Origin of the sequence: Hymenobacter edaphi (genome assembly GCF_003258365.1) — a bacterium.
Taxonomy (GTDB): Bacteria; Bacteroidota; Bacteroidia; order Cytophagales; family Hymenobacteraceae; genus Solirubrum; species Solirubrum edaphi.
In genome coordinates this window covers 36,846-62,361 of the sequence record NZ_QHKM01000013.1, presented here as the reverse complement: position 1 = coordinate 62,361, position 25,516 = coordinate 36,846, and the positions used below count along the sequence as shown (strand labels likewise).

Below are 25,516 nucleotides of genomic sequence, written 5' to 3'. Positions count from 1 at the left end.
TGCTTAGGGCGTAACCCCGCCTTCACCGCCGCCCATGGCGCTGGCCAGGTCTTCCTTGAAGTAGTTGAAGCCGAACCAGAGGATGACGCCGCCCATGAGCCAGCCCAGGGCCCCGAGCGCATCGGGAGCGCCGCTGATAAACTTCTGCACGACGCGCACCAGGCCGATGGCCAGCACGATGATGAAGAGCACCTGCACGATGCTGATGACAATGGTCTGCACGCTGCGCAGGGCGCCCACGGCGCGGCCGCCGGCGCCGGCCTGGCCGAATACCAGGGCCGGGGACGTGGCCAGCAGCAGGGCCATGGCCAGGCGTTCCGCACGGGAAGGGTGGTAGGTTTGGCCAGCTGCCAGCAGGCGGAAGCCTCCGGCAGCAACCTGGGCAGCGCCCTGGTGCAGGCGCGTGAGCAAGGGAGTTTGCATGGAAAAGGAAATAGGTGGAAGGATTGGGAAAAGGTGAAAAGCAGGGGTGAGGGCCTCAGGCAGTGGCCGGGGCAGCGCGGCGGTTTTCCAGGGCCGTGCTCATCAGCTCGCGCATCTTGGCGCGGCGCTGGGCGGCGGTGAGCTCCACGCCACGGTTGTGCTCGTCCGTGGCCGTGGGCGCCGGTGCCGAGAGGTAGTTGTGCAGGGCGCCCTCCGGTAAGCGGCCGGCGTCTGCAGGGGCGGGTATGGCCTCACTCTCGTCCGGTACAGCCGCTGGCGTGGGCGCCGCTCCTGCCGCCGCTTCGGCCGTGGGAGGCAGGGTTTCAGCGGGCTCTGGTGGCGTCACCTCCTCATTGGTACTAGGCGCCACCTCTGGCACTACCAGGGGCGCTGGATGGAAATCGGCCAGCCGGTAGTGCCGGGTGCGCAGCGAGGGATGGTTGCCCTCCAGGGGCGGCGGAACCACGGCGGCCCCGGCACTGGCCGGCATGGCGAAGCGCCACCAGAGTACCCCCAGCGCCGCCACCAGCAGCAAAAGCAGCAACCACAGCATCGATTTCAAGCGAAAGGCCGAAGTTTTTTATGAGCAATTGCGGCAACTATACGGAGCACTTCCGTATAAGTTCTGGTTTTGCAGAAGTTTTGAAGCAGCTATGCCGAAGCTTTGGGGTCACTAGATGGTAAGCCCGGCGTAGCCATGTACCGACAGCATTCGGGTAGTGCACGCGGCCGGCTGGTTTGTTACCTTGCACGCCCCTTATTGCTGCTGCATGACCACCTCTGTACCCACTCCCCCGGCTGCCCCCCCCATCGAGCCGGTCAACGCGGGGTTTCCCGACCCCGCGCTTATTGTTTCCTATGCCACTGTTCTGCGCTATATCCGCCACCGCCTCAACACGCTGCTGCACGGGCAGCTTAAGCCCTGGGCCCAGCAGCACAAGTTCAACTACGCCCGGCTGATTGAAATCAAGAAGCTGGAGGAGGAAACCCAGGCCGTGCTGCTGCAGCGCCTGATGGCCCACTTCCAGTTCCCCACCGAGCTGCTGCGCATCATCGTGCACCAGTCACGCCGCCACTTTTTCCTGTTCACCTCGCCCGAGAGCCTGACCCGGTTCAAGGCCGAGCTCAACCTGTTCGACAACCCACCTTTCGACGCCCCGGCGTCTCCACCTTCACCCCCTAACTAGCGGAAAGGCCCCGGAGCCTTTTCGCTCCCACGTTGCCCTTTTTGCTATGCCTGCTACCGTTGCTTCCCGCCCCAAGGCGAAACCCGCGCCTGTGGCGGCCTCCCTGGCCCGCCTGCTGCCCGACCCGGCCCTGGCCATCCCCTACGACGAAGCCCGGCGCTACGTGCAGCTGCGCCTGCGCAGCCTGCCCCACGGGGGCCTGCGCGCCACCTGCAATGCCTTTGGCTTTCCCTACACCACCAGCGTCGGCCTGAAAACGGGCAGCCTGCAGCGCGAGGAATACCGCCTCGTACAGAAACACCTGCGGGTGTTCGGCTTTGAGACGGAGCTGGTGCGCCTGCCGGTAGGTGGCCAGCTCTGCGAGCACTATCTCTTTTCCGACGCCGCGCTGCTGGCTACCCTGCGCGAGCAGCTGGCCGCCCACGAGCAGCTGGTGAGCTAGCGCCTCTTCTTCCCTACTGCCTTCAGGATGTACTCCCCACCCCGGATGCCGGCGGTGCGGCTGGTCTGTACCCGTTTCTGTACCCTTTCCTATCACTCTTATGCCCGCAGCCTCTCCTACTCCGCGCGAAAACAACCCCCAGGAGCTCGACCGCTTCAAGCAATCCATTGACCTGGTAGACTACGCCACTCGGCGCCACGGCTACGACGTGAAAAAAGCCGGCCCCCGTGGCCACTGGCACCAGCTGGAAAAGGACGGCGAGATGCTCATCGTTTCCCGCAAAGGCGACCACCAGGTGTACCTGAACCCCGGCGACGACCGGGATGCGGGCTCCATCATCGACTTCGTAAAAACCCGCGAAAATCAGACGCTAGGCCAGGTGCGCCAGACCCTGCGCCAGTACCTGGGCGAGCCGGAGCAGGGAATGCAGGCGGCCACCTCTCCCCCACTGCCCCCCTCTACGGCCTACGCGCCCAGGCCCAGCGAGCCGGCGGAGGTGGAAACCGAGGCCGAGCGCCGGGCCCGGCTCGTCGCCGCCGTGATGGGCACCCACGCCGCGCTGACGGACCGCAGCTACCTGCACCACCGCCACCTCTCGGATGAAACCATTGACAGCCCGGCTTTTCAGGGGCGGGTGTTCACCAGCCAGCAGGGTAACTTCCGCAACACGGCCTTTCCGCTCTACAACGAGCACGGCATTGCCACCGTGGAACAGCGCAACGACGACTATAAACACCTGCTGCAGCTGCCTAAGACCGGGGTATGGGTATCGCACCCAACAGAGGGCAAGGATACGCCGGTGCAGCGCCTGGTCGTGTCGGAAAGTCCGGTCGACGCCATGAGCTACCACCAGCTGCACCACCGCGGCGCCGAAGGGCAGCCCAACACGCTCTACGTGGCTACCAGCGGCACCGTCACCGAGCGGCAGGTGGAGCTGATTCAAAAGCTTATCGACAAGCAGGAGCCCCAGGAAGTGGTGCTGGCCAACGACAACGACGCGGCTGGCCGGCGCTTCAACATCAATTACCTCAACGAGCTGCAGGCCCCGCGCCGCGCCCGCGAGGTGGCCGACGGCCAGGTCGCTTATGACGAGGCGCCGCGCCCGGTAGAGTGGCACGCGACAGCCGCCGGCAAGTACCACACAGCCCTGCGCGTCGAGTTTCACCACGCCACCCGCGCCGAGGGCACCGAACACCTGACCCAACTCATCGCCCAGGTGCAGCAATTAAGGCCTTCGGCGGATGAAGCCATGGCGCTGGAGGTGCAGCGGGCCACCCGGCAGCAGACCGTGGTGCGCCTGGTCGTACCCAATGCCGACAGCCAGGCCCTCGAAGAGCTGGCCCGCACGCTCCACGCCCAGCGCGAAACGCAGCGCGGGCAGCTGGAGCGGCAGCCGCACGAGCCCGGGCGCCAGCCCGAGAACTTCATTCGAACCGAGTACGCCATCAGCAAGGATTTCAACCGCGACCTGGAGCTGCTCAGCCAGGGCCTCAACCGCGAGCAGGTCGCCCAGCAGGCCCGCGCCGACGAGCTGGCCAAGGAGCAGCAGCGCCAGGAACGCGCCCGCCAGGAACAAGAGCAGCGCCAGCAGGCGCAGCAGCGCGAAGCCGGGCGGGAGCAGGAAGCCAGCTCCCCGGAAGTTCAGCGCCGCGAGGCTGAGCAGCAGCGCCAGGTCGCAACGATGGCCGTAGCCGCGGCCGGCGGCGACCCGGCGCTGCAGCGCGCGGTCCAGCTCACGGTGACTGAACCTACCCCGGCGGACGAGGCTACCCCCAGCCAGGCCCAGCAGATGCGCGAGCTACTGCGCAAGGCCGGCGCGCAGGTGGAGCTGCGGGCGGAAGCAGACCCCACCAGTGGCCAGCTCCGCAGCGAGCTCGACGTGCGCTACCAGCCCCATGCCACCCCCGGCGGCCTGCGTCAGCTGAGCCAGACGCTGGATGCACTCGACAAGTCCCCGCTGGTAACGCTGCGGGAAGACGCCGCCGAGCAGGCCGAGCGCCGCCAGCTGGCCGCCCTGCCCCCGGAGCAGTCAGTTAGCAAAACAGCCATCGTCCGCATTGACGAGCCCGAGCCCCGGGCGGGTGCTTCCGGCCGGGCCGAAGCCGTGGCCGAGCAGCTGCGCGAAGGCGGCCTGAATACCGGCTCGCTGCGCTCGGCCACCGACCCGGCCACGCACCAGCGCCACAGCGAGATTGAAGTGAGTTACCGGCTCGACCAGCCCAACCTGGCCCGGGCCAGTGCCGCCCTCGACGACGTGGCCCGCCAGCCCGGCGTGCAGCTGCACGAACATTCCGGCGACCGGGCCGAGCGCCACCGTCTGGCGCCTAGCGGCATAGGGGCCAATGCCCTAACCGAGCGCGCTGCCGGGCCCGAGCGGTAGCAGGTAGTCGGCTAGCCTAGGAAATTCCCCGAAAATATGGTCTGATTCTTTAGTTTTGCGGGCATAGCAAGCTGCTCCCCATGCAGACGAATACAGGGTTTACATCTTTTTATGCGCCGTCCGTGCTGCCGCGAGCAAGCCGGACCCTGGCACCCGCTGCTCGACGGCCGCTGCCGATTTCCGAGCGCCCGGCCCTGTTCGTGGGTCCGCATCGAAGCTAATCCAACCTTCTGGTAAACACCCCCCGCAGCTGCTGCGGTTGCCCGCGGCTTGCCTGTAGCCGACGGGTCGGGCTGTCATTTCCCGGACGCCGCTTTTGCGGCCGTCCCGGAACCCTCGTTGCATTCTTTTCCACGCCATTACCCCGCTATGCTATTTACCGGCCACCGGCATTTTTCTGGTTTTTGCCCCGACATGAAGGGGATACTTTTAGAACTCATTCGCGACACGTACACGCCCTTGCTGCAGCTGCCGCCCCACCTGCCCGATGAATCCTGGCTGCTGGCAGTCAGCAAAGCCGACCCCGTGTTTTTCTACCTCTACGATGGGGTAGGCCAGTTACAGATTGGCGAAGCCTCCCGGGAGAGCCTGCTCAAATGCCTGAAGCAGGAACTCGGTAGGTCCGAATAAGTCGGGTCTCCAACAAGCAGAAGTGCCCGACAGCCCGTTCCTGTCGGGCACTTCTGTTTTTCATTCTAACAGCGGAACAGCAGCCTAAATCCAGGGACAGGGGCAGTGGGGAAAAAATGGTTTGGCGACTGCAAATAAATGGAAAATTGTTGTCATAAAAGCAACAATAAGCCCTTGTTTTGCGTTTAATAAGTAAGGAAACGGTTTTAGAAACAGTCACTTAGACCTTACTTAGCGATGAAAAAGCAAGCCCGCCCCACCGCCGAAAAAACTACCCGCCCCGACGTGTACCAGATTGTGACGGACCGCGTCATTGCCGCTCTCGAATCCGGTCAGATTGCCTGGCGCAAGCCCTGGCATGCCGCCTACGGGCTGCCCCGCAATTACGTCAGCGGGCGGGCCTATACCGGCATCAACGCCTTTCTGCTGCACCTGGTGGGCGGCACGCCGTTCTTTCTCACCTTCCGGCAGGCCCGGGAGCTGGGCGGCAACATCCGCAAGGGCGCCAAAGGCATGCCCGTGATTTACTACAATGTCACGACCCGCACCGACAAGCAAACCGGTGAGGAAGAGAAAACGCCCTTTATCAAGTACTACACCGTCTTTTCCATCGATGACGTGGAAGGCGTGGACATCGTCCTGCCCGAGCAGCCCCGGGACCGCGCCCACGAGCCCCTGGCCGCGGCCGAAGCCCTGGTCGCCAACTGGGCGAGTTGCCCCCGCATCGAGCACGGCGGCGCCCAGGCCTACTACGCCCCCGGTCCCGACTTCGTGAGCGTACCCCGTCCGGAAACCTTCGTTAGCGGCGAAGCCTACTATTCGACCCTGTTTCACGAGCTGACCCACGCCACCGGCCACCCCAGCCGCCTGGACCGCCCCGACCTGGCCGAAGCCCTGCGCCCGAGCGGCCGCGCTAGCTACGCCCGCGAGGAGCTAACGGCCGAGATGGGTGCCGCCTTTCTGTGTGGTCACGCGGGGCTGGACCCCAGCGCGACGCTGGAAAATACCGCGGCTTACCTGCAGTTTTGGCTGGAGCAGCTGCGCGGGGATAAGAAGCTGGTGGTGCAGGCCGCCAGCCGCGCCCAGCGGGCCGCCGAGCTGATTCTCGGCAACGCAACCCCCGACGAAACCGAGCCCGACCCCATGCGCACGCCTCCCGCCGCCGCGGCGGAGGTCGTGGCCAGCGAGGAAGCGCAGCCAGCGCCCCGGGTGGAGGCTGGCGCCTTGTCGCCCCGCCCGGCGCTGCCCACGCTGCCGCCGGTGGTATTGGGGCAGGAAACCCTGCCTTCGCTGACCACGGTCGTCATTGCCACGCAGCGCATTGAGCTGACCCGCCTGCTGGAACATCCCGCTTTTACCGAGGAGCAGCGCCGCACGGCCACGGGCCGGATTCTGGCCGAAACCGACCCCGCCCGCCTGGGCCGCTGGTTGACCAACATCATGCGGCAGATAACGGAGTGGGAGGAACGCACCTTGGCCGAGGAGGCGAAGCAGAACCCGCACTTCGCTGCCTTCGAGCAGGTGCCGGAGTAGCGCTTGACCTTGACCTTGACCTTGTCGCCTCGTCCGGTTCCGGGCGGGGCCGGGGGCGGTGGGGTATCGTCCCGCAGCCCCCGACTTACTGCTTTACTCTCTTGCTGCCTATGCCTTCCCCTCCCCCACTGTCCCCCGATGACGCCACCAGGGCGCCGCGCCGCTTTACCGACTTGCTGCGCCACGGCCGCTTCACCTTCACCGAGCGCGAGCTGATGGAGCACCTGCGCATGACCTACCGCACCATTAAGCAGCGCGAGGCTGACCCCTCTACCCTCACCATTGCCGAGCTGCTGCGCGTGGCCGACCTGCTCGACGAGCCCGTGCACGACATTATCGCCGTGGTGCTGGCCGAAGTGCAAGGGGCCACTCAGCCACCCTCGAAAGGAACACCGGCCGGTTAAACGATGTCAAGTTTTTACATGTAAAAACTTGACATCGTTTCGTACTTCTGCCCCGCCACTTCCCGCGTTACCCATGTCCGAGTCCATTATGCAGCGCGTCCGCCAGCAGGTGCTGGCTTACCCGCCGGGCGAGCTGCTGACCTATGCCGACCTGGTGACAGAGCCGGCGCAGTTCGGTGCCGTCGCCGCGGCCCTGAGCCGGCTGAGCCGGGAAGGACTGCTGGCCCGCTACGCCAAAGGGCAGTACTACCGGCCGCAAACGGGACGCTTTGGCACGCTAAAGCCTTCTGAGGGCGCCGTGATGCGCACGCTGACGGCCCCAGCAGGCAAAGTGGCAGCCTATCCCACCGGCGTCGCGCTCTACAACCAACTGGGCCTAACCACCCAGGTGCCCGCTCAGCTCCAGGTTACCACTCCCAAGCCGCGCCGCACCAGGTCCCCGCGCATGGGGTTCGTGGTGCGCCCGGCCCCGGAGCAGGCCAGCGATGTGCCGCTGCTGCAGTGGCTGGAGGTGCTGCGCGACCTGCGCCGCATTCCTGACGCCCGGCCCGACGAGGTGCTCTCCCGGGTGCAGCGCTTTATCAAAGGCCTCTCCCCTGCCCGGCGCAGCCGCCTCGTGGAACTGGCCCTTGGCCAAGCCCCGCCCCGTGCCCGCGCCGTGCTGGGGGCCGTGCTGGAGCAACAGGCTGACCAAAAAGGCGCCGCCCGGCTGCGGGCCACGCTCAACCCCCTGACCACTTACCGGCTCGGCCTCAGCGCCGCCGCCCTGCCCAACTGCGCCGCATGGAACATCCGATAAATCCTGGCCGGCACTCAAGGGCATAGAAGGGGCCGACGCATGCCAGTGCCTGCAAACAGGCTTAAGAATTGAATACGCCTATGCTATTTTACCGTGCCAAACTGCCGTTAATCGAAAATAAAAGCCGAAATTGTCGCTTTAACAGTAAATAATTAACGCCATCAGCCTGCGGCGGCCTCTTAATGGAAAAAAATGTACAGTGGCCGTTGCTGGTGTTTGGCACGTCCGACCCGGCGCTAAACCGCCGGATTCGGCAGGCGCGCCAGCGGGAGGAGCTACGCGAAGTAGCGCCGCGTATCTACTCGCCGGATTTGACAACGCCCCCGGCCGTGTTAGTGCGCAAGAACTGGCTGCCCATTATCCAGCATCTTTTCCCAGGGGCCATTATCAGCCACCGCTCCCAGCTCGAAGGCCAGCCCACGGGCGATGGGCACTTGTTTCTGACGTACAAATACACGCGCAACGTTGAGTTGCCCGGCCTGACGGTGCACCTGCTCGAAGGGCCCGGGCCCCAGCCCGGCGATGCTCCCTTTGGGGGGGGCGACATCCTTTTCGCATCGGAGGCCCGGGGGCTGCTGGAAAACCTGCAGCCGGCCCGCGTCCGCAAGGGGGGCGTCAGCAAGGCCCTGCCCATCGAGACCGTGGAAGAGCGGCTGGAGATGGTGCTGCGCGTGCGGGGGGAAGCGGGCCTAAATGCCCTGCGCGACCAGGCCCGCGACGTGGCCACGGCCCTGAACTGGCCCGATGAGCTGGCCGCGCTGCAGCGCATTGTGGGCGCGCTGCTCACCACCCACTCGATTAAGGTGCTTTCCTCGCCGGTGGCGCGGGCCCGGGCCCTGGGACTGCCCTTTGATGCCGGCCGGGTGGCCTTGTTTACCACGCTCGCGGGGGCGCTGCGCACCACGGCCCTGCCGGAGCGCGTGGACCCGGCCCCCGTGGCCCCGGCGTATTACACGGTGGCGTTCTTCGAGGCATACTTCTCCAATTTCATCGAGGGCACGGTCTTCCAGGTCGACGAGGCGCACCGGATGGTGGAAACGGGCCAGGCGGTGGGCGGACGGCACGCTGATTCGCACGATGTGCTGAGCACGTATCAACTCTGCAGCAACCCGGCCGAGATGCGCGTCGTGCCCCGCTCGGCGGAAGAGCTGCTGGCCCTGCTGCAGCGGCGCCACGGCCAGCTGATGCGGGCGCGGCCCGACAAGCGGCCCGGCCAGTGGAAAGAATACGCCAACCAGGCCGGCCTGACCAACTTCGTGGAGCCCGAGCTGGTGCGCGGCACTCTGCACGAAGGCTTTGCCCTGTGCCAGGGCCTGACGGACCCGCTGGCCCGGGCCATGTTCATGATGTTTTTAATCAGCGAGGTGCACCCCTTCGACGACGGCAACGGCCGCCTGGCCCGCCTGATGATGAACGCCGAGCTGGTCAGCGCCGGCCAGTGCCGGATTATCGTCACCACCCGGGCCCGGGAAGCCTACCTGGATGCGCTGCGCCGCCTGAGCCGGCAATCGGACCCGAGCCTGTACATCCGCATGCTAAGCGGTGCCCAGCAGTTTGTCGCCGCCCTGCGGGTAGGCACCTACGAAGAGGTAAAGCAGCAACTCGAAGCCCAGGACGCCTTTACTGAAGTGAACTCGCAGCTGCGCTGGTAGCGGGCCGCTTGCCGGTGCGCTCCCCCCCTCCCCTACCTGCCTTTGGCGGGCGGGCCGTGCTGCAAGTAATAGTTGACCGCCTCGTCGACCAGCTCTTTCAGGTACACCCGCCGGCTGTGGTGCATCAGCTCCTCGTGGATGTAAGCCAGGGCCGCCCGCTGGGTTTCTCCTTCCAAGCGAATCAGAGATGGCTGCAGCCCCGAGGAACTGCCTTCTACGGGAGCGGGGGCTTGCACTTTCGGGGGCCGGCCCCTCCCCTTCTTGGGCGCAGCGGCTACCGCGGCCGGCTGCGGTCTGGCGGGTGGCGCAGGCGCTAACACCGGTGCTGCAGCAGCTTCTGGAGCGGCTGCTACTGGCGGAGCAACTACCGTTGCTGGTTCCGGGGCCGCTACGGGCACCGGGGCGGCGGCCGCGGGCTCAGGCGCAGTTGGGGCGGCCGGCATGTGGCCGGGCTGCCCGCGCAGCATGGACATCTTTTCGTCCGTGGAGATTTTCAGGCGTTGAATCTTGGCCATTACGATATGAGTTCAGAGGTGAGTTGGGCGCGGGCAATCAGCTCATCGCACAGGGCGCGCACTTCGGCTTCCACGGAGGCATCGGCCCCCACCGCCCGCCGGTAGGCCGGGTTGAGGTAGCTGTAGCGGGTCGAGAGACGCTTGTAGCAGCCGAGCTGGCGCAGCGAAGCCTGCAGGCGCGGCAGGCCCAGCGCGTCGGTGAACTCGTCCATGTCCTTTTCCTCTTTCAGGTTGGTGCGGTGCGAGTGCACGCCGAAGAACTGGAAGTCCAGCCCCTGCTCCCGCGAAAGCCGGGAAATCTCCTGCAGCAGCTGCATAAAGGAAATCGTGGCCAGGCGCTCGGCATCGGAGGCCCCCACGGGCACGAGCACCACGTTGGCGCCGCTGAGCACGTCAATCATGGCCGTGTCATCCGAGCGGCCGGGCACGTCGATGAACACCACGTCGTAGTCGTCGCTGACTTCGTCGAGCCGGTCGTACACCTGGCCCATGCCCACCGATTCCAGCGCGTAGGGAAAGGCCGGCTCGGCGAGCGTGCCGGCTTCGCGCTCCAGGTCCACGCTGGGCTGGTCGTTGGTGAGGCGCACCCCGGCCAGGGTTTGCTGGGAGTCGGCATCGACCACGAGCACGCGGTAGCCATAGTCGGCCGAGAGGGCACCGGCCAGCACGGTGATGAGGGTACTCTTACCAATGCCGCCCTTCTGGTTGGCAACGCAGATGATTTTCATAAAGCAGGGAACTAACGGGTAAAGCCACGACGGGCGCAAGCAGCTTGCAAATAAAGCAGCTTGTTTCTCAATTTTCAAAGTTACTCGGAAACTTGTTTTTTTGTTTCCTGGAAAATAAGTTTCCGAGCTTATTCGTAAACAAGTCACTTTGTTTTCAGAGTTACTTGTTTCTGATTTTCCGAGAAATATCATTTACAATTTTCTCAGTAAACATTTAACAAAAGCTCTCAAGAAACTTATTTCTTAAAATACTAAGAAACAAAGCGTCATACGGGGCGTACTGTCGGGAGGATGCTAGGTTTTTAACCTTCCTGTTTTACTTGTTTCTCAGGAAATAAAAAATGGTTCACACTCCCATTGAATTGCCTTCTGAACGCATGGGGATGCGTTTTGCTGGTCAGCAGTCTTTCATAAGGGAAGCAAAACCACATTCAAAAACACTTTTCCGATTACGATTTGCCCAGGCAGCTTACCGGGGATGGGAAAAGCCAGGCCTGGTATCACTTACGGCTCACCGGGCACGCGCTCAACATGCCCCTAATAGGGTAGTTAGCAAGAAGACTACCATTTGCCTGCGCTAACACGCTGACTAAATGGTAGTTGGATATCAACAGAGTTGATATTGCTTAACCCAAGCCAGTAACAGATTGACATAGAATAAGTAAGAGTTAAAACCCGCCTTATGCCGGACCAGAAACAGAAAATAGGCCCTCAGCCCACGACTGGCTCAGCCGTAAAGCACCTCACGGTTAGCGGACCGGCGCACCGGCTGGTGGGCGCGGAGGCCGCCCGGCTAGGGCTGACCCGCACGGAGTATGCCGACGCGGCCATCCGCTACTTCGCCGAGCGGAGCCTGAACCCGGTGGAAGCCCAGGCCCGGGAAGGCCAGCTCATCATGGCCGAGGTGAAGCGGCTGGGTGACCGGGTGTTCTCGTACCTACAGGAGCAGGAGCGGGGCGTACTGCTAGAAATGCTGCGCTTTCAGCTTCAGCAGCAGGCCGTGCAGCAGCAGACGCTACGGGTAGTGGAGAATTTATTAGCTCCGGAAGGGGGGGATGTACTGCACAAAATTCAGCAGAAAAATCAGGAGCGTATTGCCGAAGCGACGGCGGCCGGGCTGGCAGCTCTGGATATAAAGGCGCTAAATAAACCGCACAAAAACGGTAACTGACGCGATGCACGCCAAGCTGATTAACCCAAATGTGCACGGCAAAAAGGCCTATAATAACCAGGGCAGCGCCGCGCAGACCCTGAATTACCTGACCCAAGAGGCCCGAAAGAACGGTTTGGAGGCTCGCTTTTTTGACGGGCAGCTGGACGCGCTGGACCGGGATACCGTGCTGGCAGCCCTGGACAACAACGTGAAAGGGCTGCGGGCCAATGAGGCCAAGTTCTATTCCCTGGTGCTCAGCCCCAGTCCGCAGGAGCTGGCCCACATCGGGGGCGGCACTGAGGAGAAGCTGCGCACGTTTACCCGGGAGGTGATGGCCGCCTATGCAGCAGGGTTTCGCCTCAAAGACGGAGGGGCCGTGGGGAAAGATGACGTGGTGTGGGGCGCCATCATTCACCAGGAGCGCACCCACCGGGGCACCGACGCGGCCGTGAAAGAAGGGGAGGCCCAGGCCGGGCAGCCTCGGCCCGGCCTGCAGGCCCACATCCACGTGGTCGTATCGGCGCGGGACCGAAGCCAGCGCGTCACGCTCAACCCCGGCGGGCGCGTGAGCCGGTTCAGTTTGCGCGACTGGCAGGAGGAGGCCCGGCTCGTATTTGAGCGGCAGTTTCAGTACCAGGGCCCTGCGCCTAAACGAAAGGACGCCCCCGCCATTTCAGCACCGAACCCCAAGCGCAACGCGCGGATTGCCGAACGGGTCGGGCAGCTGAACCGGCAGGCCGCGCCCAGCCAGCGCCTGGATGCCGAGCGGGTGCAGCGCATTGCGCAGGGGCGGGGCTATGACCGCATTTTCTACGACCGGCTGCGACGGGTGGAAGACCGTGCCCGGCAGGGGCGGCCCCTCGACAATGCCTATCACTTGCTGGCCACGGGCCGCGAGGAACCCGCCCGACCCAATACCGGGCACCGGGTACGCCAGGCCCTGCACAGCCTGCAGCAGACCCTGCGAGCTACCAGCGGGCCGGAGCACGTCGCCACCCAGGACATTGGGGAGCAGCGCCGGCGCGGGCAGTGGGAGGCCGAATTGTAATTCCAAGTACTGCACGCTTAAAACAACCCGACTATGAGCATGATGAGTGCCCCCCGGCAGCCGAGCAGCCACCGCCTGACTGGCCTGTACATCGCCCTGGGATTCCTGCTGGCGTTGCTGGCCGGCGGTGAGTATTACCTACTTTCTCACCCCTCCTTCCTGGCCGGGGCCGTAACCCCTGCTGCCCCGAATGCAGGCTTGGGGGCTTCCGTTACCACCCGCCTGCTGCTGGGCACGGCCACGTTTTACCAGCGCTTTGGCTTACTCATTCGCGCGGGGATTCTGGTAGCAGGGGGCCTGCTGGCCGTGCTGCTCAAAGCCCCACCCGCGCGGCCCGGGCAGCGGCGCTGGCAGCCCACGCAGCTGCAGCTGCGGCGCGTTCAGCTGGGCGCCGCCGGGGTGGGCCTACTCACCGGGGTGCTGCTGCTGGCCATGGCCACGTTTTCAGCCGGTATGGTAGCCTGGCTATACCCCACCGCGGCCCTGCTGGCGTTGGGCGCGGGCCTGGCAGCCGGCATTGCGCGGGCCCTGCACAAGACCGAGCGGTTCGGGCTGCGCACCGAGCGCCGGCAGCAGCTCACCGAGTACGGGTTTAGTCTGGCCACGACGGACGGGGGCTGGATTAACATTCCCAACCCGTTTCGGGGCACGCTGGTGCTGGGCGGGGCGGGAGCGGGCAAGTCGTATTCCATTGGCGAGCCCCTGATTGAGCAGTTCACCGAGAAGGGGTTTGCGGGCCTTATCTATGACTTTAAGTTTCCGGTGCTGGCCGAAGCCGCGCAGAAAGCTTTCGTGCTGGCTGATGCCAAAGCCCGGGCGGCAGGGGAGGAGCCAGCTCATGTGCAGCTGCACATCATCAACTTTAAAGACCTGGAACGCAGCGAGCGGGTGAACCCGCTGCGGGCCGACAAGATGCCGGTAGTAGCCTACGCCAACGAGTACGCCCGCGCCATCATGGCCAACCTGAACCCGGAGAGCATTAAAAAGATGGACTTCTTCGACACCAGCGCCAACGCCTTTCTGACGGCCATCATCTGGTTTTACAAGAAGAACTTCCCCACGTTTTGCACCCTGCCCCACGTGGTAAACACGGCCCTGCACCCGGACTTTACCCACGTGCTGAGCATGCTCGACACCGACCCCGAGTGCGGCGACATGGTGCGAAGTATCACAACGGCTGTCAAGCAGCGGGCCGAGAAGCAGGTAGCCGGCGTCATCGCCTCGCTGCAGATAGTGCTCACGCGCATCAACTCCCCGGAAATCGCCTGGGTGCTCACGCCCGACGAGGCGAGAGGGGAGGGGTTCAGCCTGGATTTGAATGATAAGCAAGCGCCCAAGGTCTTGGTGGTGGGCAACGACCCCACGCTGAAGGAAACCTTCTCACCGGTTATCAGCTGCATCGTGGCCGTGGCCTTGAAGCTGATGAACCAGCAGCACAAGCACCCGAGCTACGTGTTTCTCGACGAGGCCGCGACCATCTACGTGCCGAACCTGGAGGTGATACCAGCCACGGCCCGCAGCAACAAAGTGGCCATGATTTACATGACCCAGGATTTGAGCCAGATGATTGACGCCTACGGCCGGGAGAAAATGCAGGTGATGGTGAGCAACCTCAACAACCAGTTTTTCGGCAAGGTCAACTCCCTGGAAACGGCCAAGTTTGTTTCGGAGCTGGTGGGCAAGGAAGACCGGGAGATGGTGTCGGCCAGTTTGGGCCGCAGCCAGAGCGGCGGCAGCCGGGGCGCGGGCAGCAGCACCAACCAGAGCGTGAGCTGGCAGGAGCGCAACCTGGTGCGCCTGCAGGATACCATTACCCTCGAAACCGGCGAGTTCATCGGCCAGACCGTGGAAACCGAACGGCCTTTTTTCCAGGGCAAGGTGGAGCGCCAGGCGGCGCCCGGCACGTACCCGCTGCACCCGCTGGCCACGTTCGAGGGTGGCCCGGCGCCGGTGCTGGCCGAGGCACCGGCAGGGGAGGGGCAGGACCCGGATTGGCTGAGCCAGCGACGGGCAGCCCGGCAGGCGGGGAGTCAGTCCCCCGCGGAGCCGGTCAGTGCGCTACAGGCGGTTATTCAAGCCAACTTTGAGCTGATTCGGGAGGATGTGGCCAACATTGTCGGGCAGTACGCCAACACCCTCAAGCCCGGCCAGATGCCGGACAATGAACCCATGCTATAAAGGGTGTTTGGGGCACCTTAGCCGCCGGAATGGTGTTTTATAAATACCCGTCGCTTATCCCTTTTACGTAGTTTGCATGATGGAAACGCCTGCTTATCCTACCCCCCAGTTTGGCCCCCGCGAGCAAACCCGCGAGCAGCGGCAGTTCATCATCAGCCAGTCAGTGGGCATCACCCGCAGCCAGGGGCCGTACGAAGTGCCGGACTGGCAGGCCAAGCTGCACGAACAGTACGTGGAGGGCCTGGTCGACCTTGATTACGTGGGGGCCCGCCACGACGAGTACCGCGCCCAGCTCATTGCCAGCCAGCAGCCAGCTGCGGCGGGAGCCAAGTAGTTCGCTTTCGTGACACCCCAGCCTGGCTACCCGCGCCGCGCTGTTTTGCTCCCGCGTTTTTCGGTTACGAACCGCCGGGTACGCTAGGCCTATGACCGACCGCTTCACCAACCCCGAAACCGGCGTTTTCTACAACCAGCTCGGCCTTACCGATGCCGAGGAGCTGGACCGGGAAACCAAGCGCCTGTCCCTGCGCCGGCTCACGGAACTGGCGGCGGGCCGCGGCCCGCAGTGTGAGCGCTTCGACGCTGAGCGGCTGCGGGCTACCCACCGGTACCTGTTTCAGGACGCATTTGAGTGGGCCGGCCAGACCCGCCGCGAAGGCAGTTTCCAGGGCGTCAAAGCCGCTGACCTGCCCGGTATCGAGCGGCCCATGCACTTCGCGCCCTACGAGCGCATTGACGAGCGCCTGAACGCGCTGGGCGAGCAGCTCAAGCTTGAGAATAACCTCAAGGGCCTGCCTACGCCCGAAGCCTTTGCCGAGCGGGCGGCCTACTACTTCGACCACTACAACCATGTGCACGCTTTCCGGGAAGGTAACGGCCGCACCCTGCAGGCCGCGTTCAGCGAGCTGGCCCAGCAGGCCGGCTACCGGGTGGACTTTAAACGGGAGCACGAAAAGCTCAATCCCGCCCGCGACCAGGGCATCGTGAGCCTGCACGGCGCGCCGCACAAAAAGCGGGACCTGCAGGCCCTGCGGGACTTATTTGCCCGCAACACCACGGCCCTGCCCGGAGCAGCAGCCGAAGCAGCCCGGCACCCCAGCCAGGCTCGTCCCCTGACGGATGGACCCACGCCCACCGTGCGGCAGATAGAGCAGCTGCGAGACCTGGTTGCGGCAGCCCCGGCCATGCAGCAATTGGTAGCCGGCGTGGACTACCGGCGCACGCAACGAGCGGACGCGCTGCTTGCGCAAGTACTCGAAATCGACCGCAACCCTCAGCAGGGCCTGCCTAAGCATGGTGCGGGCCTCCAGCAGCTGGTGCAGGAGGTGGTGCAGGACAAACGCTTCCAGGACCCTGTTTCTCAGCGAGAGGCCGCCCGGTTTGGGGCCGCACTGGCCGTTCTGCAACCACCCGCACAAGCACGAGCCGTCGATGTGGTGCCGGCAGTAACGCCTCCCCCGTCCCACCCTTCCGCAACAACTGCGTTTGTGCAGGCGGCTAAGCAGCTGGTGGAAGGCTTAGAGGAACAGGGCTACCCGGGCCCGGCGGATTCCTTGTCGCGGGCAGTAAAAGCCGTGGAGAAATCTGCTTACCTGGGTGGTGCGAACCTGCAGGCAGTCACGGAGGCCTTGTCGAGGGCCGAGAAGATACCGGCATTGGCCGACGATGCCGCAGCCCTGCGGGGGGCTGGGCGCAGTTTGCAGGAAGCGCAGCGCAACCTCGCGCCATCAAACCCGGCCCAGGAGAAGGAAGGCGTAGAACGGTAAGCACCCAGCATCTGCGCACGTAACTCCAAACCAGACCCATGAACTTGTACATTGAAGCCGAGTACGAAGCGGCCAGCTGGGAGCTGGAGCAATTGCTTGACCAGTGGCCCCGGAACGCGGAGCGCACGCTCACGCTGCTGGCAGCAATCGAAGAATTCTTTCGTCAGGGCGCTTGCCACTGGCCCGCGCCAGTGCCCCTGCGCCTGCCCGAAGGGCCAATTGAGGAAGCGCGTCGGGCCAGGGCCTGGGCCCAACGCGAAAATCCCGCGCTGGCCCGGCAGTACCTTTTCAACGTAACCCAGGCCAAAGCGGCCTTAGCCGCCCGGGAAAACCAGGCGAAGAATGAGTGAGGCTTCAACCGACTACTGCTAATTGCTACCTTGCCACCGATGAAGGACGATGAATTCGAGTTCCTGCAGGAACAGCTGGAGGCGACTGAGTTGCTGCCCTGTGCCACCTGCCGGCAGGAAACGCTACACGCCCACGTGGAGGTGCTGGAGCGCTATGCGCACGCCACGGAGCTGTTGATGGCGTGCACTGCCTGTGGTACTCGCCGTACCTGGATGCTACTTGAAACGCCTAATTAGCAGTCCCACTACACCCTTAACACCCTTGCTTTTTCGGATGGTAATCGGGTAGTGTTAATCCCATCTCCAGCAGAGTCCCGGTACATGGTGGGTTATTGTCCCGGTTACTATCTGGTCAATATTTCAATGACCTGAGCCGGTCAATACAAGGACAGGCAAGTACTCATTGAGGGCCTGGTGGTGGAAGTGTATTTTAGCGTTTGCTTAAATAAGAAAACATTACCTTTGAAAAAATTTAAGGTATGTCCTCTTCTTCTTGCATCCGGGTTTTCGCTGATACGGCCCACATTGAACAGAGCAAGCACCGCTTGGCCGCCGCCGAGCCGGAGCTGCAGTCACTGGCGGCCGTGTTGGCACTGGCTGGCAACGAGGTGCGCCTGAAAATGCTGTTTCTGCTACTGGACAAGCAGCAGCTGTGCGTGTGCGACCTGGCCGATGTGCTGCAGATGAACGTGTCGGCCATCTCCCAGCACCTGCGCAAGCTCAAGGACGGCGGGGTAATACAGGCCCGCAAAGTCGGACAAACGGTATTTTACTCGCTGTCGGCGGCGCATTTGTCCGTGCTGCAGCCGCTGCTGACCCCGGCATCCACCTCTCCTTCCCTCACGCCCGCCCGATGAATACCACGCCCGCTACCCCAACCAAGTCCCTGGCCGGCACGGGCCTGCTGGCCGCCCTGGCCGCTTCCCTGTGCTGCATCACCCCCTTGCTGGCCATTGTCGGCGGGCTGGGGGGCGTGGCCAGCACGTTTGCCTGGCTGGAGCCGCTGCGTCCCTATCTGGTAGCCCTGACCGTGGGCGTGCTGGGGTTCGCCTGGTACCAGCACCTGCGACCCGCGCCCGCGGCAGCCGACGACTGCGGCTGCCCCGTGCCAGCCAAGCCTTCGCTGATGCAGTCGCGGGGCTTTCTGGCCACGGTCACCGTGCTGGCCGCGCTGCTGCTGGCCTTTCCCTACTACGGAGCGCGGTTCTACCCGGCAGCAGCTCCTAAGCCCGTGGTGGCTAACAACGCAGCCCCGGTGCTGCAAACCAGCTCCTACCGCATCGGCGGCATGACCTGCGAGGCCTGCGCCCGCCACGTCGAGCACGACGTGCAGCAGCTGCCAGGCGTGCAAAGCGTGCAGGTATCCTACGAGCAGGGCACGGCCCAGGTCCGCTTCAATGCCGCTGTCACGCCCGTGGCCCAGGTAGAAGCCGCCATCAACGGCACCGGCTACTCGGTGCTGAACCCTTCTGCTACCCGTTAATTGCCCTGCTATGATTTCCCTCACACCAGCTACCCCCACCCCGCCAGTAACGCTGACCTCGGTGCTTACCTGCCCGGTCTGCCAGCACGCGCAGGCCGAGCAGATGCCGACCGATGCCTGCCAGTGGTTTTACGAGTGCACCAGCTGCCACACGGTGCTCAAGCCGCTGGCCGGCGACTGCTGCGTGTACTGCTCGTACGGCACCGTACCCTGCCCGCCCATCCAGGAGCAGGGCAAAGGTGCCTGCGGCTGCTGCTAGTTATTCTCTTGTTGCTTTTCACTTTTTAGCTCCCCACCTCATGAAAAACCTCCTGCTTGCCCTGACCCTGCTGGCCACCATCGGCAGTGCTACTGCCAACGACGGCAAACCCGGCAAAAAGAACAAAAAGGCGACCAAGGAAGCCGCTATGCAATGCGCCAAGGACGAGAAGCCTGGTGCCAGCTGCTGCGCCAAGAAGCCGACCACGGCCGCCACGGTAACCCCGGCGACCACGGAAGTCGTCAAAAAGTAAGCTTAGTACTAAGTGGCTGGCCAGCCGCCGCTCGGAATGTGAAAAAGCGCCGGACTCTCGTAGCCCGGCGCTTTTTTGTTGTATCATTTGACTGCCAAGTCGGGATTAATCTGAGCTGCGGGTACCGGCCAGGCCGGCGCCAGCGTCCACCCCGCATCCAGCAGCTTCACGCTGGCGCACGCCGGCCCACCATCCCCGGCCCGGCCCAGGATGCGGGCCTGCAGCGTCAAGTCCGGCCGAGCCAAGGCCTGTTCCACCAGTTCCCGGGTCAGTGCCGGCAGGGGCACCTTGGCCCGCCGGGCCCAGCCGGAATCAGCCTGACCGGCATACGTACCGGCGTTTACGTAGAGGAAGCGCCTCTGCACCGGGCCGTGGACGGCGGGCCCACCTAAGCGGGGCGCCGCTTCGTCCTTGGGATAGGATACCGTTGCTTGCAGCTCAAAAAGCAACTGGCCCGCAGCGGCGGCGACCGGCGGAACCAGCTCCTGGGTGCCGCGTTGCAGCATCATCGTAACACCGGACGGGGCATCGAGGACCTGTAGTTGGAGGCGCAGCAGCTGTTTCATAGCGGAAAAATACGGGCCCGGGGCGGAGAGCAAACATTGTCATTCGGCAGATAGGGCATTTGTGTTGCCCCCGTACCAGCGGCGCCGGAACCAGAAGGCCACGTTCACCAGCGCAATCAGCGCCGGCACCTCAATCAGCGGCCCGATGACGCCCGCAAAGGCCTGCCCCGAATTCAGCCCAAACACGCCGATGGCCACGGCAATGGCCAGCTCGAAATTGTTGCCCGTGGCCGTGAAGGCAATGCTGGCATTCTCGGCGTAGTCCGCCCCCAGCCACTTGCCGGCCGCGAAGCTGAGCACGAACATGATGCCGAAGTACAAAGCCAGCGGCAGCGCGATGCGCAGCACGTCCAGCGGAATGCGCACGATGGTTTCGCCCTTGAGGCTGAACATCACCACGATGGTCAGCAGCAGCGCAATCAGGGTAATGGGGCTGATGGCCGGAATGTACACCTGCTCGTACCACTCGTTGCCTTTCAGCCGGCGCAGGAGGGTGCGCGAGAGAAAGCCCGCAGCAAACGGAATGCCCAGGTAAATGAGCACGCTCTGCGCAATGTCCCCGATGCCAATGTTGACCGCGTACCCTTTCAGCCCGAAGTAGGGCGGCAGCACCGTGATGAACAGCCAAGCCAGCACCGAGTAAAACAGCACCTGAAAGATGGAGTTGAGCGCCACCAGCCCCGCCGCGTATTCCCGCGAACCATCGGCCAGGTCGTTCCACACCAGCACCATGGCAATGCAGCGGGCAATGCCAATCAGAATCAGGCCCATCATGTACTCGGGCTTGTCGGGCAGCAGCCAGATGGCCAAAAAGAACATGAGTAGGGGCCCGAGTATCCAGTTCAGAAACAAGGAGAGCCCGATGATGCGCGTGTTCTTAAACACCGTGGGCAGCTGCTCGTACTTCACCTTGGCCAGGGGCGGGTACATCATCAGAATCAGGCCGATGGCCAGCGGTACGTTCACCTTGCCCACCGAGAAGTAGTTTATGGCGTCGTTCATGCCGGGCACCAGGTAGCCCAGGGCCACGCCCAGCGCCATGGCCAGGAATATCCACAGCGTGAGGCCCCGGTCCAGGCCGGAGAGTTTCTTTTCCGCCAGCGCGGCGGGGGCCGGCGCCGCTGGTAGGGGTTGGTTAAGAGTAGTCATCACAAGGAATAATTAAGCGACGCCGACGGTTGGGCTGCGCCGTTCCATCTGCACCGTGTTGCGCCATACGCCGTGGTGCTGGCCAATTCGTTCGCGGTGCCCAATGACCCGGAACCCGGCCTGCGTGTGCAGGGCTATGCTGGCTGTGTTTTCTTCAAACGTGCCGGCCTGCAGCGTCCAGATGCCGTGCGCTTCCGAATCCGCAATCAGTGCCTGCAGCAGCTGCCGGCCCAGCCCCTGGCCCCGGACTTCGGCCGCGATGTACACACTGATTTCAGCAACCCCGCCGTACACGCAGCGGCTCGATACCGGCGAGAGCGCCGCCCAGCCCCGCACCGTGCCGGCCTCGTCCACCGCCACCAGCCGGCTGTGGCCCAGGTGGGCCCGGTCCCAGGCCTCCCAGGCGGGCGCCTGCGTTTCAAACGTGGCATTGCCCGTGGCAATGCCCGCTTCGTAAATGGCCTTAACCGCCGGCCAATGCGCTTCCGCTAAGGGTTGAATGGTCATCGGAAGTCGGGGTTAATAGGCCTTGCGAAGCATGTCCGCGTATTCGTTAGGCAAGGGCGAGGCCTCCACGGCCTGTGCCGCTTTTTCCACGTCGTATGCCACCCGCACCAGCTCCGAACGCACGCTGTGGGGGTCGCTGAGCGTGGTGTTTTCGTCCAGGTGCAGCAGCTGGTAGGCCGCTCTTGGGTCGCCGTCCTTAGGCTTGCCCACAGAGCCGATGTTGAGCGCGTGCCGGTAGCGGGTTTCGCCCGCGTGCTCGTAGGCAAAGGTGCGGTGGTAGGGCTTGTGGGTGTGGCCGAAGAGCAGGATGTCGGTGTTAGCCTCTTCCAAAATGCGCAGGAAGCTGGCCTCGGGCCGGTCCTCGAACAGGTACTCGTTGATTTTGCGCGGCGAGCCATGCACCATCAGCAGGCTCAGCGTGCAGGGCTCTTCCTGGAAATCCAGGCGCATGTGCTTGGGCAGGTAGCGCAGGTAGCGCCGCTCGTCAGGCCCAACCACCTGGTTGGTGAAGGCAATACTTTGGGCGCCGAGGTCTTTCTCGGTGTCGGTCTTGTACGCGCAGCCGCAGTTTTCGCTGGCCAGGCCAATACCCTGGTCGTAGTTTCCGGCCAGCGTCGGAATGCCCCGCCGGCGCACTTCGTTGACCACCTCGTTGGGCCAGGGCGCATAGCCCACCAAATCACCCAGGCAGAAAATCATGTCGGGGCGGCGTTGCTCCATATCGGCCAGCACCGCTTGCAGGGCCGGCAGGTTGCCGTGGACGTCGGAGAAAAAGGCAATGGTCATCGGAAGAGAAAGAAGAGATAAAAAGGTGGGTAGCAAAACGGCGCCACCCGGGAGGGCAGCGCCGCTGAACAGGCTTTAGCAGCACCCGCCGCCGGGCGTGCAGCACGAAGCCGCTTGCAGCTGCGGCAGGGCGAACTGCTGGGCATCGGGAATGCCGCAGGCATCCTGGGCCAGGCAAGCCGTCTGCTTCTGCGTCAGCACGAAGTCGCTGCCGTCGAAGGCCAGGCCGAACTTGCCGATGGTCGCCTGCTGGTACTCCACTTCAATATCCAGGTCCTCGCCGCCGAGAATCTTCTCCGACAGGTTGAGGATGTGCAGGAACTTCTGCGGCGCCAGGCGGTGGTCGTAGTCGCCGGCTTCCCACAGTTGGAAGTTGGCCACGGTCTCGCGGCGCTCCACGCCGCCGCAGTCAATGAAGTGCTTGCTCACCAGGCCCACTTCCGTCACGTGGAAGTGCGACGGCAGGTAGTCGCCCGAAGGCAGGCGGAAATTGACGGCTTCGAGACCTGCGAGGGTCTGCTTCATTTCGGAGATTTTCATAGTCAGAAAGGTTGGGGTTAGATGAAGGATTAGCAACCGCACGCATCGGCCGGTCCGCAGGCCGGGCTGGTGGTGGCTTCGATGAAAAAGGCGGTGAACTGCTGGTGCACCCGCTGCAACAACTCGGTGTTAAGGCAGTAGCACACCGTGAGCCCGTCAATCTCGCCGCGAATCAGGTCCAGGGCCTTTAGCTCCTGCAGGTGCTGCGAAACGGTGGTGCGCGAGAGAGGTAGCTCCGCGGCAATGTCGCCGGAGATGCAGGTTTGCTTGGAGGCCAGAAACTGGATAATGGCCACCCGGGCCGGGTGCGCCAGGGCTTTGGCCACCCGGGCCAGCTGCTGTTGCTCGTGGGTGAAAGCGGCGGTTTTGGCGTAGGTCATGGCAAGGCTTTGAAGTATGTTGCAAATATACGACATTAAATGACGTAAGTTTGCGACATAGATTCCTTTTATCGTTGACCGTCCCCTCGATGCTCTGAAAATCTGCCTGTTGTCGCTGCTTACGCTGATTTGCAGTGCGCCGCTGTTTGCGCAGCCGGCGGCCCCGGTGCCGTTCACCGGCGTCACCCCTGGCTTTCGGAAATAGCATGGTGCGGAATCATCGCTACCGCGACGAAGCTTCCGCTAAGAGTGCTTGCAAATCGGCCGGGATGGGCATGGGCTGCTCGGGCGAGACGTTGGCGCCGCCGGTGTTGCCGGTGGGCACGCGGCCAAATAAGGACATGAAGAACCCGAACACAATGCGCGGCAGCTGCCCCAGGATTTCGCGCCGGTCGCCGGTGCGCCAACCGTGGCGCAGCATGAGCAGATGGGTGTGCGTATGCGGCAGGGCCCAGCGCTGTCCAAGGACGTGGGCGCGTTCGAGGTGGCGGAATGCCCCAGCAGCATCGCGGCGGTCGTAAGCGGCGCGAGCCGCGCTTAGTTCTTGCTGGTAATAGGGCCGCAAGCGTACGGGGAGAAACAGCGTCTGCATAACAGTAACGGTGCTGGGATGCGGAATAAAGAAACACACTTTTCCAGATACGATTCACCGGATGCGCTCTTCGCTGTACTCTGTTGCACCGCGTACCTTTGGCGGAACGTTTCATCCTCTGTAGCGCCCCATCGGGGCGCACCTATCCGGTACCAACCGGCCGTTATGCGTATTTTTTCCTCTCTACTGCTGACGCTTTGGCTCAGCTCTGGGGCCGTCCTCGCGCAGATTCCGCTGGCGTCGCCCGCAACCTCGCCCGACTCCACGCTTAAGAAGTACGAGAATCCCGCCGGGCTTTCTCTTGCCCAGAAAAAGCCTTGGTACCAGGGCAAACTGGTGAAAGCCACCATCGTGCCGGCGCTGCTCATCGGCTACGGGGCCAGCACCATTAACGGTAACGGATTCTACAGCAGCTACGACGCGCACCGCGACATTCAGCGGCAGTTCCCGAACTTCCGCACCAAAATTGACGATTACCTCATCTTCGCCCCGTACGCCGAACTGGCCTTGGTGGAGCTGGCCGGCGTGGAGGGCCGCAACGACCGGCTCAACACCCTGCTGGTGATTCTGAAGTCGGAGGCAATATTCGGCGTGACCACCTACGTGGTCAAGAACACGACCAAGGTGCTGCGGCCCGACGGCTCGACGCGCAACGCGTTTCCTTCGGGGCATGCCGCCCAGGCGTTTCTAGCCGCCAGCATCGTGCACACCGAGTTCCGCGACCAAAGCCAGTGGTACGGCATCGGGGCCTATACCATTGCTACCGGGGTCGGCGTTATGCGCATGCTCAACAACCGCCACTGGCAATCCGACGTGTTTGCCGGCGCGGGCTTGGGCATCCTCTCGGCGCACTTGGGCTACCTTTCGCACCGCAACCGCTGGGGCCGCAAGCCGCTGCCCGGCAAATACAGCGTGATGCCCCTGCTTTATCCGGGCGCCACCGGCCTGACCATGGTGTGGCGGCCGCGTTAACCGGCCAAACGCCAGCCAGGCCCAACCAAGTTTTCGGACCTAGCTGCACGACGTAGCATAGCGCTGGCGCTGGATCTTGCGCAGGGGCAATGCCAAGCAGCCTAGAAGTAAACACGTCACGCCGAAAGAATCATCCTACCGCCGCCAAGAGCGCTTCCCAGCGCGCCGAGGCGTCTCGCCGGGCCGCGTACTGCAGCAGCACGTGGCGGTTGGCTTGAGTTCTGCCCGCGCAGCGCAGCATCCCGCGCAAAGCCATGTCCGTCACCGTGGTGGCCAGTTGCGGCAGTTGCGTGGCATCTACCAGCATCTTTTCCAGGCGGGCCGTGGGTAAACCCTGCACGAGCCGAACGGGCGAAGCGCGCAGGGCCGGCCGCAGCACCACGGTATCCTGCTCGCTATTGGTTGGTTTTTCGGCGGGATGTACCCCAAGGTCCGGTTCCGTAAGGGCAGCCAGCAGATGGGTAGCCGCATCTAACTCGGCTCAGTTCACGTCCACGACCAGCAACGGCGCCGCATCCGGAAAATACGGGCGTAGCCACCGGGTGGACCACAGGCAACCCAGCGGCAGCGCTAGGCGCGCCTGCAAGTGCTGCCACAGGGCTATCCAAGCGGGTGCCAGCACGGGCTTGCCCGCCGACACGTACGGGTCTGCCTCAAAGGCCAGCACGCCCGGCACTGTTTCGTGCAGCAGCTGGCTGCGCACAAGTCCCTGCAGCACCACGGGCCACGCGGCGGTCGGCACGCCGGGCACGGCCGCGGCTACAAACGCCCGCAGTTCCGGTTCCGGCAAGTAGTCGCGGCCGCGGAAGTGGCTGCGCAGCAGGGGCCAGGAGCGCAGCAT

At 63.8% G+C, this 25,516-nt stretch carries 33 protein-coding genes; 20 read left to right on the top strand and 13 right to left on the bottom strand.

Annotated elements, in window-relative coordinates:
- Positions 1 to 3: 3 nt before the first annotated feature.
- Positions 4 to 423, bottom strand: coding sequence for a hypothetical protein (locus DLM85_RS23290; RefSeq protein WP_133257227.1), 420 nt, complete (start codon positions 421 to 423; stop codon positions 4 to 6).
- Between the two features lie 55 nt (positions 424 to 478).
- Complete coding sequence (locus tag DLM85_RS23285; RefSeq protein WP_111480591.1) at positions 479 to 976, bottom strand: hypothetical protein; 498 nt, start codon at positions 974 to 976, stop codon at positions 479 to 481.
- Between the two features lie 217 nt (positions 977 to 1,193).
- Between DLM85_RS23285 and DLM85_RS23280 the strand changes: the two genes are divergently transcribed.
- From DLM85_RS23280 to DLM85_RS23245, 8 genes are all read left to right on the top strand, one after another.
- The gene (locus DLM85_RS23280; RefSeq protein WP_111480590.1) at positions 1,194 to 1,610 is read left to right on the top strand and encodes a hypothetical protein; all 417 of its coding nucleotides are present in this window, start codon (positions 1,194 to 1,196) and stop codon (positions 1,608 to 1,610) included.
- A gap of 46 nt (positions 1,611 to 1,656) precedes the next feature.
- Positions 1,657 to 2,052, top strand: a complete 396-nt coding sequence (locus tag DLM85_RS23275; protein ID WP_133257226.1) for a hypothetical protein — start codon at positions 1,657 to 1,659, stop codon at positions 2,050 to 2,052.
- A 100-nt stretch (positions 2,053 to 2,152) separates the two neighbouring features.
- Positions 2,153 to 4,432 carry a toprim domain-containing protein gene (locus DLM85_RS23270; protein ID WP_111480588.1) on the top strand — a complete coding sequence of 760 codons (2,280 nt, stop codon included), beginning with the start codon at positions 2,153 to 2,155 and terminating at the stop codon, positions 4,430 to 4,432.
- Between the two features lie 369 nt (positions 4,433 to 4,801).
- Positions 4,802 to 5,062 (top strand): hypothetical protein, encoded by a 261-nt coding sequence (locus tag DLM85_RS23265; RefSeq protein ID WP_133257225.1) that lies wholly within the window; start codon positions 4,802 to 4,804, stop codon positions 5,060 to 5,062.
- Positions 5,063 to 5,299: 237 nt separating this feature from the next.
- Positions 5,300 to 6,595, top strand: coding sequence for an ArdC family protein (locus DLM85_RS23260; protein WP_111480586.1), 1,296 nt, complete (start codon positions 5,300 to 5,302; stop codon positions 6,593 to 6,595).
- Positions 6,596 to 6,705: 110 nt separating this feature from the next.
- A complete protein-coding gene (locus DLM85_RS23255; RefSeq protein WP_133257224.1) occupies positions 6,706 to 6,999 on the top strand; it encodes a hypothetical protein in 294 nt (97 codons plus the stop codon).
- A gap of 73 nt (positions 7,000 to 7,072) precedes the next feature.
- A complete protein-coding gene (locus DLM85_RS23250) occupies positions 7,073 to 7,798 on the top strand; it encodes a DUF6088 family protein (RefSeq protein WP_111480584.1) in 726 nt (241 codons plus the stop codon).
- Between the two features lie 182 nt (positions 7,799 to 7,980).
- Positions 7,981 to 9,450, top strand: coding sequence for a Fic family protein (locus tag DLM85_RS23245; protein WP_111480583.1), 1,470 nt, complete (start codon positions 7,981 to 7,983; stop codon positions 9,448 to 9,450).
- Between the two features lie 32 nt (positions 9,451 to 9,482).
- On the opposite strand, the gene DLM85_RS25655 is transcribed toward DLM85_RS23245, so the two are convergent.
- Positions 9,483 to 9,626, bottom strand: coding sequence for a hypothetical protein (locus DLM85_RS25655; protein ID WP_165822275.1), 144 nt, complete (start codon positions 9,624 to 9,626; stop codon positions 9,483 to 9,485).
- Between the two features lie 338 nt (positions 9,627 to 9,964).
- On the bottom strand, positions 9,965 to 10,693 hold the full coding sequence (locus tag DLM85_RS23235) for a ParA family protein (RefSeq protein ID WP_165822274.1): 729 nt from the start codon (positions 10,691 to 10,693) through the stop codon (positions 9,965 to 9,967).
- Between the two features lie 682 nt (positions 10,694 to 11,375).
- On the opposite strand from DLM85_RS23235, the gene DLM85_RS23230 reads away from it, so the two are divergent.
- The 11 genes from DLM85_RS23230 to DLM85_RS23180 all read left to right on the top strand — a co-directional run bounded on the left by DLM85_RS23230 (position 11,376) and on the right by DLM85_RS23180 (position 19,183).
- Positions 11,376 to 11,864 carry a hypothetical protein gene (locus DLM85_RS23230; RefSeq protein ID WP_133257223.1) on the top strand — a complete coding sequence of 163 codons (489 nt, stop codon included), beginning with the start codon at positions 11,376 to 11,378 and terminating at the stop codon, positions 11,862 to 11,864.
- 4 nt (positions 11,865 to 11,868) lie between these two features.
- Entirely contained in the window at positions 11,869 to 12,894 is a 1,026-nt protein-coding gene (locus DLM85_RS23225) for a DUF5712 family protein (RefSeq protein WP_111480580.1), read from the top strand.
- 39 nt (positions 12,895 to 12,933) lie between these two features.
- Positions 12,934 to 15,072, top strand: coding sequence for a type IV secretory system conjugative DNA transfer family protein (locus tag DLM85_RS23220; RefSeq protein ID WP_165822273.1), 2,139 nt, complete (start codon positions 12,934 to 12,936; stop codon positions 15,070 to 15,072).
- A 76-nt stretch (positions 15,073 to 15,148) separates the two neighbouring features.
- Positions 15,149 to 15,406, top strand: a complete 258-nt coding sequence (locus DLM85_RS23215; RefSeq protein ID WP_111480578.1) for a hypothetical protein — start codon at positions 15,149 to 15,151, stop codon at positions 15,404 to 15,406.
- Positions 15,407 to 15,497: 91 nt separating this feature from the next.
- Positions 15,498 to 16,838, top strand: coding sequence for a Fic/DOC family protein (locus tag DLM85_RS23210; RefSeq protein WP_111480577.1), 1,341 nt, complete (start codon positions 15,498 to 15,500; stop codon positions 16,836 to 16,838).
- 38 nt (positions 16,839 to 16,876) lie between these two features.
- Entirely contained in the window at positions 16,877 to 17,188 is a 312-nt protein-coding gene (locus DLM85_RS23205; protein ID WP_111480576.1) for a hypothetical protein, read from the top strand.
- A gap of 39 nt (positions 17,189 to 17,227) precedes the next feature.
- Positions 17,228 to 17,425: a hypothetical protein gene (locus DLM85_RS23200; protein ID WP_111480575.1), complete on the top strand. Its 198-nt coding sequence runs from the start codon at positions 17,228 to 17,230 to the stop codon at positions 17,423 to 17,425.
- 242 nt (positions 17,426 to 17,667) lie between these two features.
- Positions 17,668 to 18,045, top strand: coding sequence for an ArsR/SmtB family transcription factor (locus DLM85_RS23195; RefSeq protein WP_111480574.1), 378 nt, complete (start codon positions 17,668 to 17,670; stop codon positions 18,043 to 18,045).
- Complete coding sequence (gene merTP, locus DLM85_RS23190; protein WP_111480573.1) at positions 18,042 to 18,671, top strand: mercuric transport protein MerTP; 630 nt, start codon at positions 18,042 to 18,044, stop codon at positions 18,669 to 18,671. The genes DLM85_RS23195 and merTP overlap by 4 nt, the downstream gene beginning before the upstream one ends.
- A gap of 10 nt (positions 18,672 to 18,681) precedes the next feature.
- Positions 18,682 to 18,930: a GDCCVxC domain-containing (seleno)protein gene (locus DLM85_RS23185; RefSeq protein WP_111480572.1), complete on the top strand. Its 249-nt coding sequence runs from the start codon at positions 18,682 to 18,684 to the stop codon at positions 18,928 to 18,930.
- A gap of 40 nt (positions 18,931 to 18,970) precedes the next feature.
- Positions 18,971 to 19,183 carry a hypothetical protein gene (locus tag DLM85_RS23180; protein ID WP_111480571.1) on the top strand — a complete coding sequence of 71 codons (213 nt, stop codon included), beginning with the start codon at positions 18,971 to 18,973 and terminating at the stop codon, positions 19,181 to 19,183.
- Between the two features lie 83 nt (positions 19,184 to 19,266).
- Here DLM85_RS23180 and DLM85_RS23175 read toward each other — a convergent pair whose 3' ends face one another.
- The 7 genes from DLM85_RS23175 to DLM85_RS23145 form a co-directional block, all read right to left on the bottom strand.
- Complete coding sequence (locus tag DLM85_RS23175) at positions 19,267 to 19,749, bottom strand: DUF5990 family protein (protein WP_111480570.1); 483 nt, start codon at positions 19,747 to 19,749, stop codon at positions 19,267 to 19,269.
- Positions 19,750 to 19,788: 39 nt separating this feature from the next.
- Positions 19,789 to 20,898 (bottom strand): ACR3 family arsenite efflux transporter, encoded by a 1,110-nt coding sequence (gene arsB, locus DLM85_RS23170; protein ID WP_111480569.1) that lies wholly within the window; start codon positions 20,896 to 20,898, stop codon positions 19,789 to 19,791.
- A 12-nt stretch (positions 20,899 to 20,910) separates the two neighbouring features.
- Positions 20,911 to 21,405, bottom strand: coding sequence for a GNAT family N-acetyltransferase (locus tag DLM85_RS23165; protein ID WP_111480568.1), 495 nt, complete (start codon positions 21,403 to 21,405; stop codon positions 20,911 to 20,913).
- Between the two features lie 12 nt (positions 21,406 to 21,417).
- On the bottom strand, positions 21,418 to 22,191 hold the full coding sequence (locus DLM85_RS23160) for a metallophosphoesterase family protein (RefSeq protein WP_111480567.1): 774 nt from the start codon (positions 22,189 to 22,191) through the stop codon (positions 21,418 to 21,420).
- A 75-nt stretch (positions 22,192 to 22,266) separates the two neighbouring features.
- Positions 22,267 to 22,731: a DUF6428 family protein gene (locus tag DLM85_RS23155; protein ID WP_111480566.1), complete on the bottom strand. Its 465-nt coding sequence runs from the start codon at positions 22,729 to 22,731 to the stop codon at positions 22,267 to 22,269.
- A 29-nt stretch (positions 22,732 to 22,760) separates the two neighbouring features.
- Positions 22,761 to 23,111, bottom strand: coding sequence for an ArsR/SmtB family transcription factor (locus tag DLM85_RS23150; RefSeq protein WP_111480565.1), 351 nt, complete (start codon positions 23,109 to 23,111; stop codon positions 22,761 to 22,763).
- A gap of 223 nt (positions 23,112 to 23,334) precedes the next feature.
- On the bottom strand, positions 23,335 to 23,703 hold the full coding sequence (locus DLM85_RS23145) for a DUF3703 domain-containing protein (RefSeq protein ID WP_111480564.1): 369 nt from the start codon (positions 23,701 to 23,703) through the stop codon (positions 23,335 to 23,337).
- A 165-nt stretch (positions 23,704 to 23,868) separates the two neighbouring features.
- Here DLM85_RS23145 and DLM85_RS23140 point away from each other — a divergent pair, with 165 nt between their 5' ends.
- Positions 23,869 to 24,675, top strand: a complete 807-nt coding sequence (locus DLM85_RS23140) for a phosphatase PAP2 family protein (protein WP_165822271.1) — start codon at positions 23,869 to 23,871, stop codon at positions 24,673 to 24,675.
- A 130-nt stretch (positions 24,676 to 24,805) separates the two neighbouring features.
- Here the strand turns inward: DLM85_RS23140 and DLM85_RS26310 are convergent, their stop codons facing one another.
- Entirely contained in the window at positions 24,806 to 25,129 is a 324-nt protein-coding gene (locus tag DLM85_RS26310) for a DUF6577 family protein (RefSeq protein ID WP_341537788.1), read from the bottom strand.
- 27 nt (positions 25,130 to 25,156) lie between these two features.
- The gene (locus DLM85_RS23130) at positions 25,157 to 25,516 is read right to left on the bottom strand and encodes a hypothetical protein (RefSeq protein WP_111480561.1); all 360 of its coding nucleotides are present in this window, start codon (positions 25,514 to 25,516) and stop codon (positions 25,157 to 25,159) included.

Coding starts and splice junctions, on each gene's coding strand:
- DLM85_RS23290 (WP_133257227.1), bottom strand. CDS start 423: ATGCAAACTCCCTTGCTCACGCGCCTGCACCAGGGCGCTGCCCAGGTT.
- DLM85_RS23285 (WP_111480591.1), bottom strand. CDS start 976: ATGCTGTGGTTGCTGCTTTTGCTGCTGGTGGCGGCGCTGGGGGTACTC.
- DLM85_RS23280 (WP_111480590.1), top strand. CDS start 1,194: ATGACCACCTCTGTACCCACTCCCCCGGCTGCCCCCCCCATCGAGCCG.
- DLM85_RS23275 (WP_133257226.1), top strand. CDS start 1,657: ATGCCTGCTACCGTTGCTTCCCGCCCCAAGGCGAAACCCGCGCCTGTG.
- DLM85_RS23270 (WP_111480588.1), top strand. CDS start 2,153: ATGCCCGCAGCCTCTCCTACTCCGCGCGAAAACAACCCCCAGGAGCTC.
- DLM85_RS23265 (WP_133257225.1), top strand. CDS start 4,802: ATGCTATTTACCGGCCACCGGCATTTTTCTGGTTTTTGCCCCGACATG.
- DLM85_RS23260 (WP_111480586.1), top strand. CDS start 5,300: ATGAAAAAGCAAGCCCGCCCCACCGCCGAAAAAACTACCCGCCCCGAC.
- DLM85_RS23255 (WP_133257224.1), top strand. CDS start 6,706: ATGCCTTCCCCTCCCCCACTGTCCCCCGATGACGCCACCAGGGCGCCG.
- DLM85_RS23250 (WP_111480584.1), top strand. CDS start 7,073: ATGTCCGAGTCCATTATGCAGCGCGTCCGCCAGCAGGTGCTGGCTTAC.
- DLM85_RS23245 (WP_111480583.1), top strand. CDS start 7,981: ATGGAAAAAAATGTACAGTGGCCGTTGCTGGTGTTTGGCACGTCCGAC.
- DLM85_RS23235 (WP_165822274.1), bottom strand. CDS start 10,693: ATGAAAATCATCTGCGTTGCCAACCAGAAGGGCGGCATTGGTAAGAGT.
- DLM85_RS23230 (WP_133257223.1), top strand. CDS start 11,376: ATGCCGGACCAGAAACAGAAAATAGGCCCTCAGCCCACGACTGGCTCA.
- DLM85_RS23225 (WP_111480580.1), top strand. CDS start 11,869: ATGCACGCCAAGCTGATTAACCCAAATGTGCACGGCAAAAAGGCCTAT.
- DLM85_RS23220 (WP_165822273.1), top strand. CDS start 12,934: ATGATGAGTGCCCCCCGGCAGCCGAGCAGCCACCGCCTGACTGGCCTG.
- DLM85_RS23215 (WP_111480578.1), top strand. CDS start 15,149: ATGATGGAAACGCCTGCTTATCCTACCCCCCAGTTTGGCCCCCGCGAG.
- DLM85_RS23210 (WP_111480577.1), top strand. CDS start 15,498: ATGACCGACCGCTTCACCAACCCCGAAACCGGCGTTTTCTACAACCAG.
- DLM85_RS23205 (WP_111480576.1), top strand. CDS start 16,877: ATGAACTTGTACATTGAAGCCGAGTACGAAGCGGCCAGCTGGGAGCTG.
- DLM85_RS23200 (WP_111480575.1), top strand. CDS start 17,228: ATGAAGGACGATGAATTCGAGTTCCTGCAGGAACAGCTGGAGGCGACT.
- DLM85_RS23195 (WP_111480574.1), top strand. CDS start 17,668: ATGTCCTCTTCTTCTTGCATCCGGGTTTTCGCTGATACGGCCCACATT.
- merTP (WP_111480573.1), top strand. CDS start 18,042: ATGAATACCACGCCCGCTACCCCAACCAAGTCCCTGGCCGGCACGGGC.
- DLM85_RS23185 (WP_111480572.1), top strand. CDS start 18,682: ATGATTTCCCTCACACCAGCTACCCCCACCCCGCCAGTAACGCTGACC.
- DLM85_RS23180 (WP_111480571.1), top strand. CDS start 18,971: ATGAAAAACCTCCTGCTTGCCCTGACCCTGCTGGCCACCATCGGCAGT.
- DLM85_RS23175 (WP_111480570.1), bottom strand. CDS start 19,749: ATGAAACAGCTGCTGCGCCTCCAACTACAGGTCCTCGATGCCCCGTCC.
- arsB (WP_111480569.1), bottom strand. CDS start 20,898: ATGACTACTCTTAACCAACCCCTACCAGCGGCGCCGGCCCCCGCCGCG.
- DLM85_RS23165 (WP_111480568.1), bottom strand. CDS start 21,405: ATGACCATTCAACCCTTAGCGGAAGCGCATTGGCCGGCGGTTAAGGCC.
- DLM85_RS23160 (WP_111480567.1), bottom strand. CDS start 22,191: ATGACCATTGCCTTTTTCTCCGACGTCCACGGCAACCTGCCGGCCCTG.
- DLM85_RS23155 (WP_111480566.1), bottom strand. CDS start 22,731: ATGAAAATCTCCGAAATGAAGCAGACCCTCGCAGGTCTCGAAGCCGTC.
- DLM85_RS23150 (WP_111480565.1), bottom strand. CDS start 23,111: ATGACCTACGCCAAAACCGCCGCTTTCACCCACGAGCAACAGCAGCTG.
- DLM85_RS23145 (WP_111480564.1), bottom strand. CDS start 23,703: ATGCAGACGCTGTTTCTCCCCGTACGCTTGCGGCCCTATTACCAGCAA.
- DLM85_RS23140 (WP_165822271.1), top strand. CDS start 23,869: ATGCGTATTTTTTCCTCTCTACTGCTGACGCTTTGGCTCAGCTCTGGG.
- DLM85_RS23130 (WP_111480561.1), bottom strand. CDS start 25,516: ATGCTGCGCTCCTGGCCCCTGCTGCGCAGCCACTTCCGCGGCCGCGAC.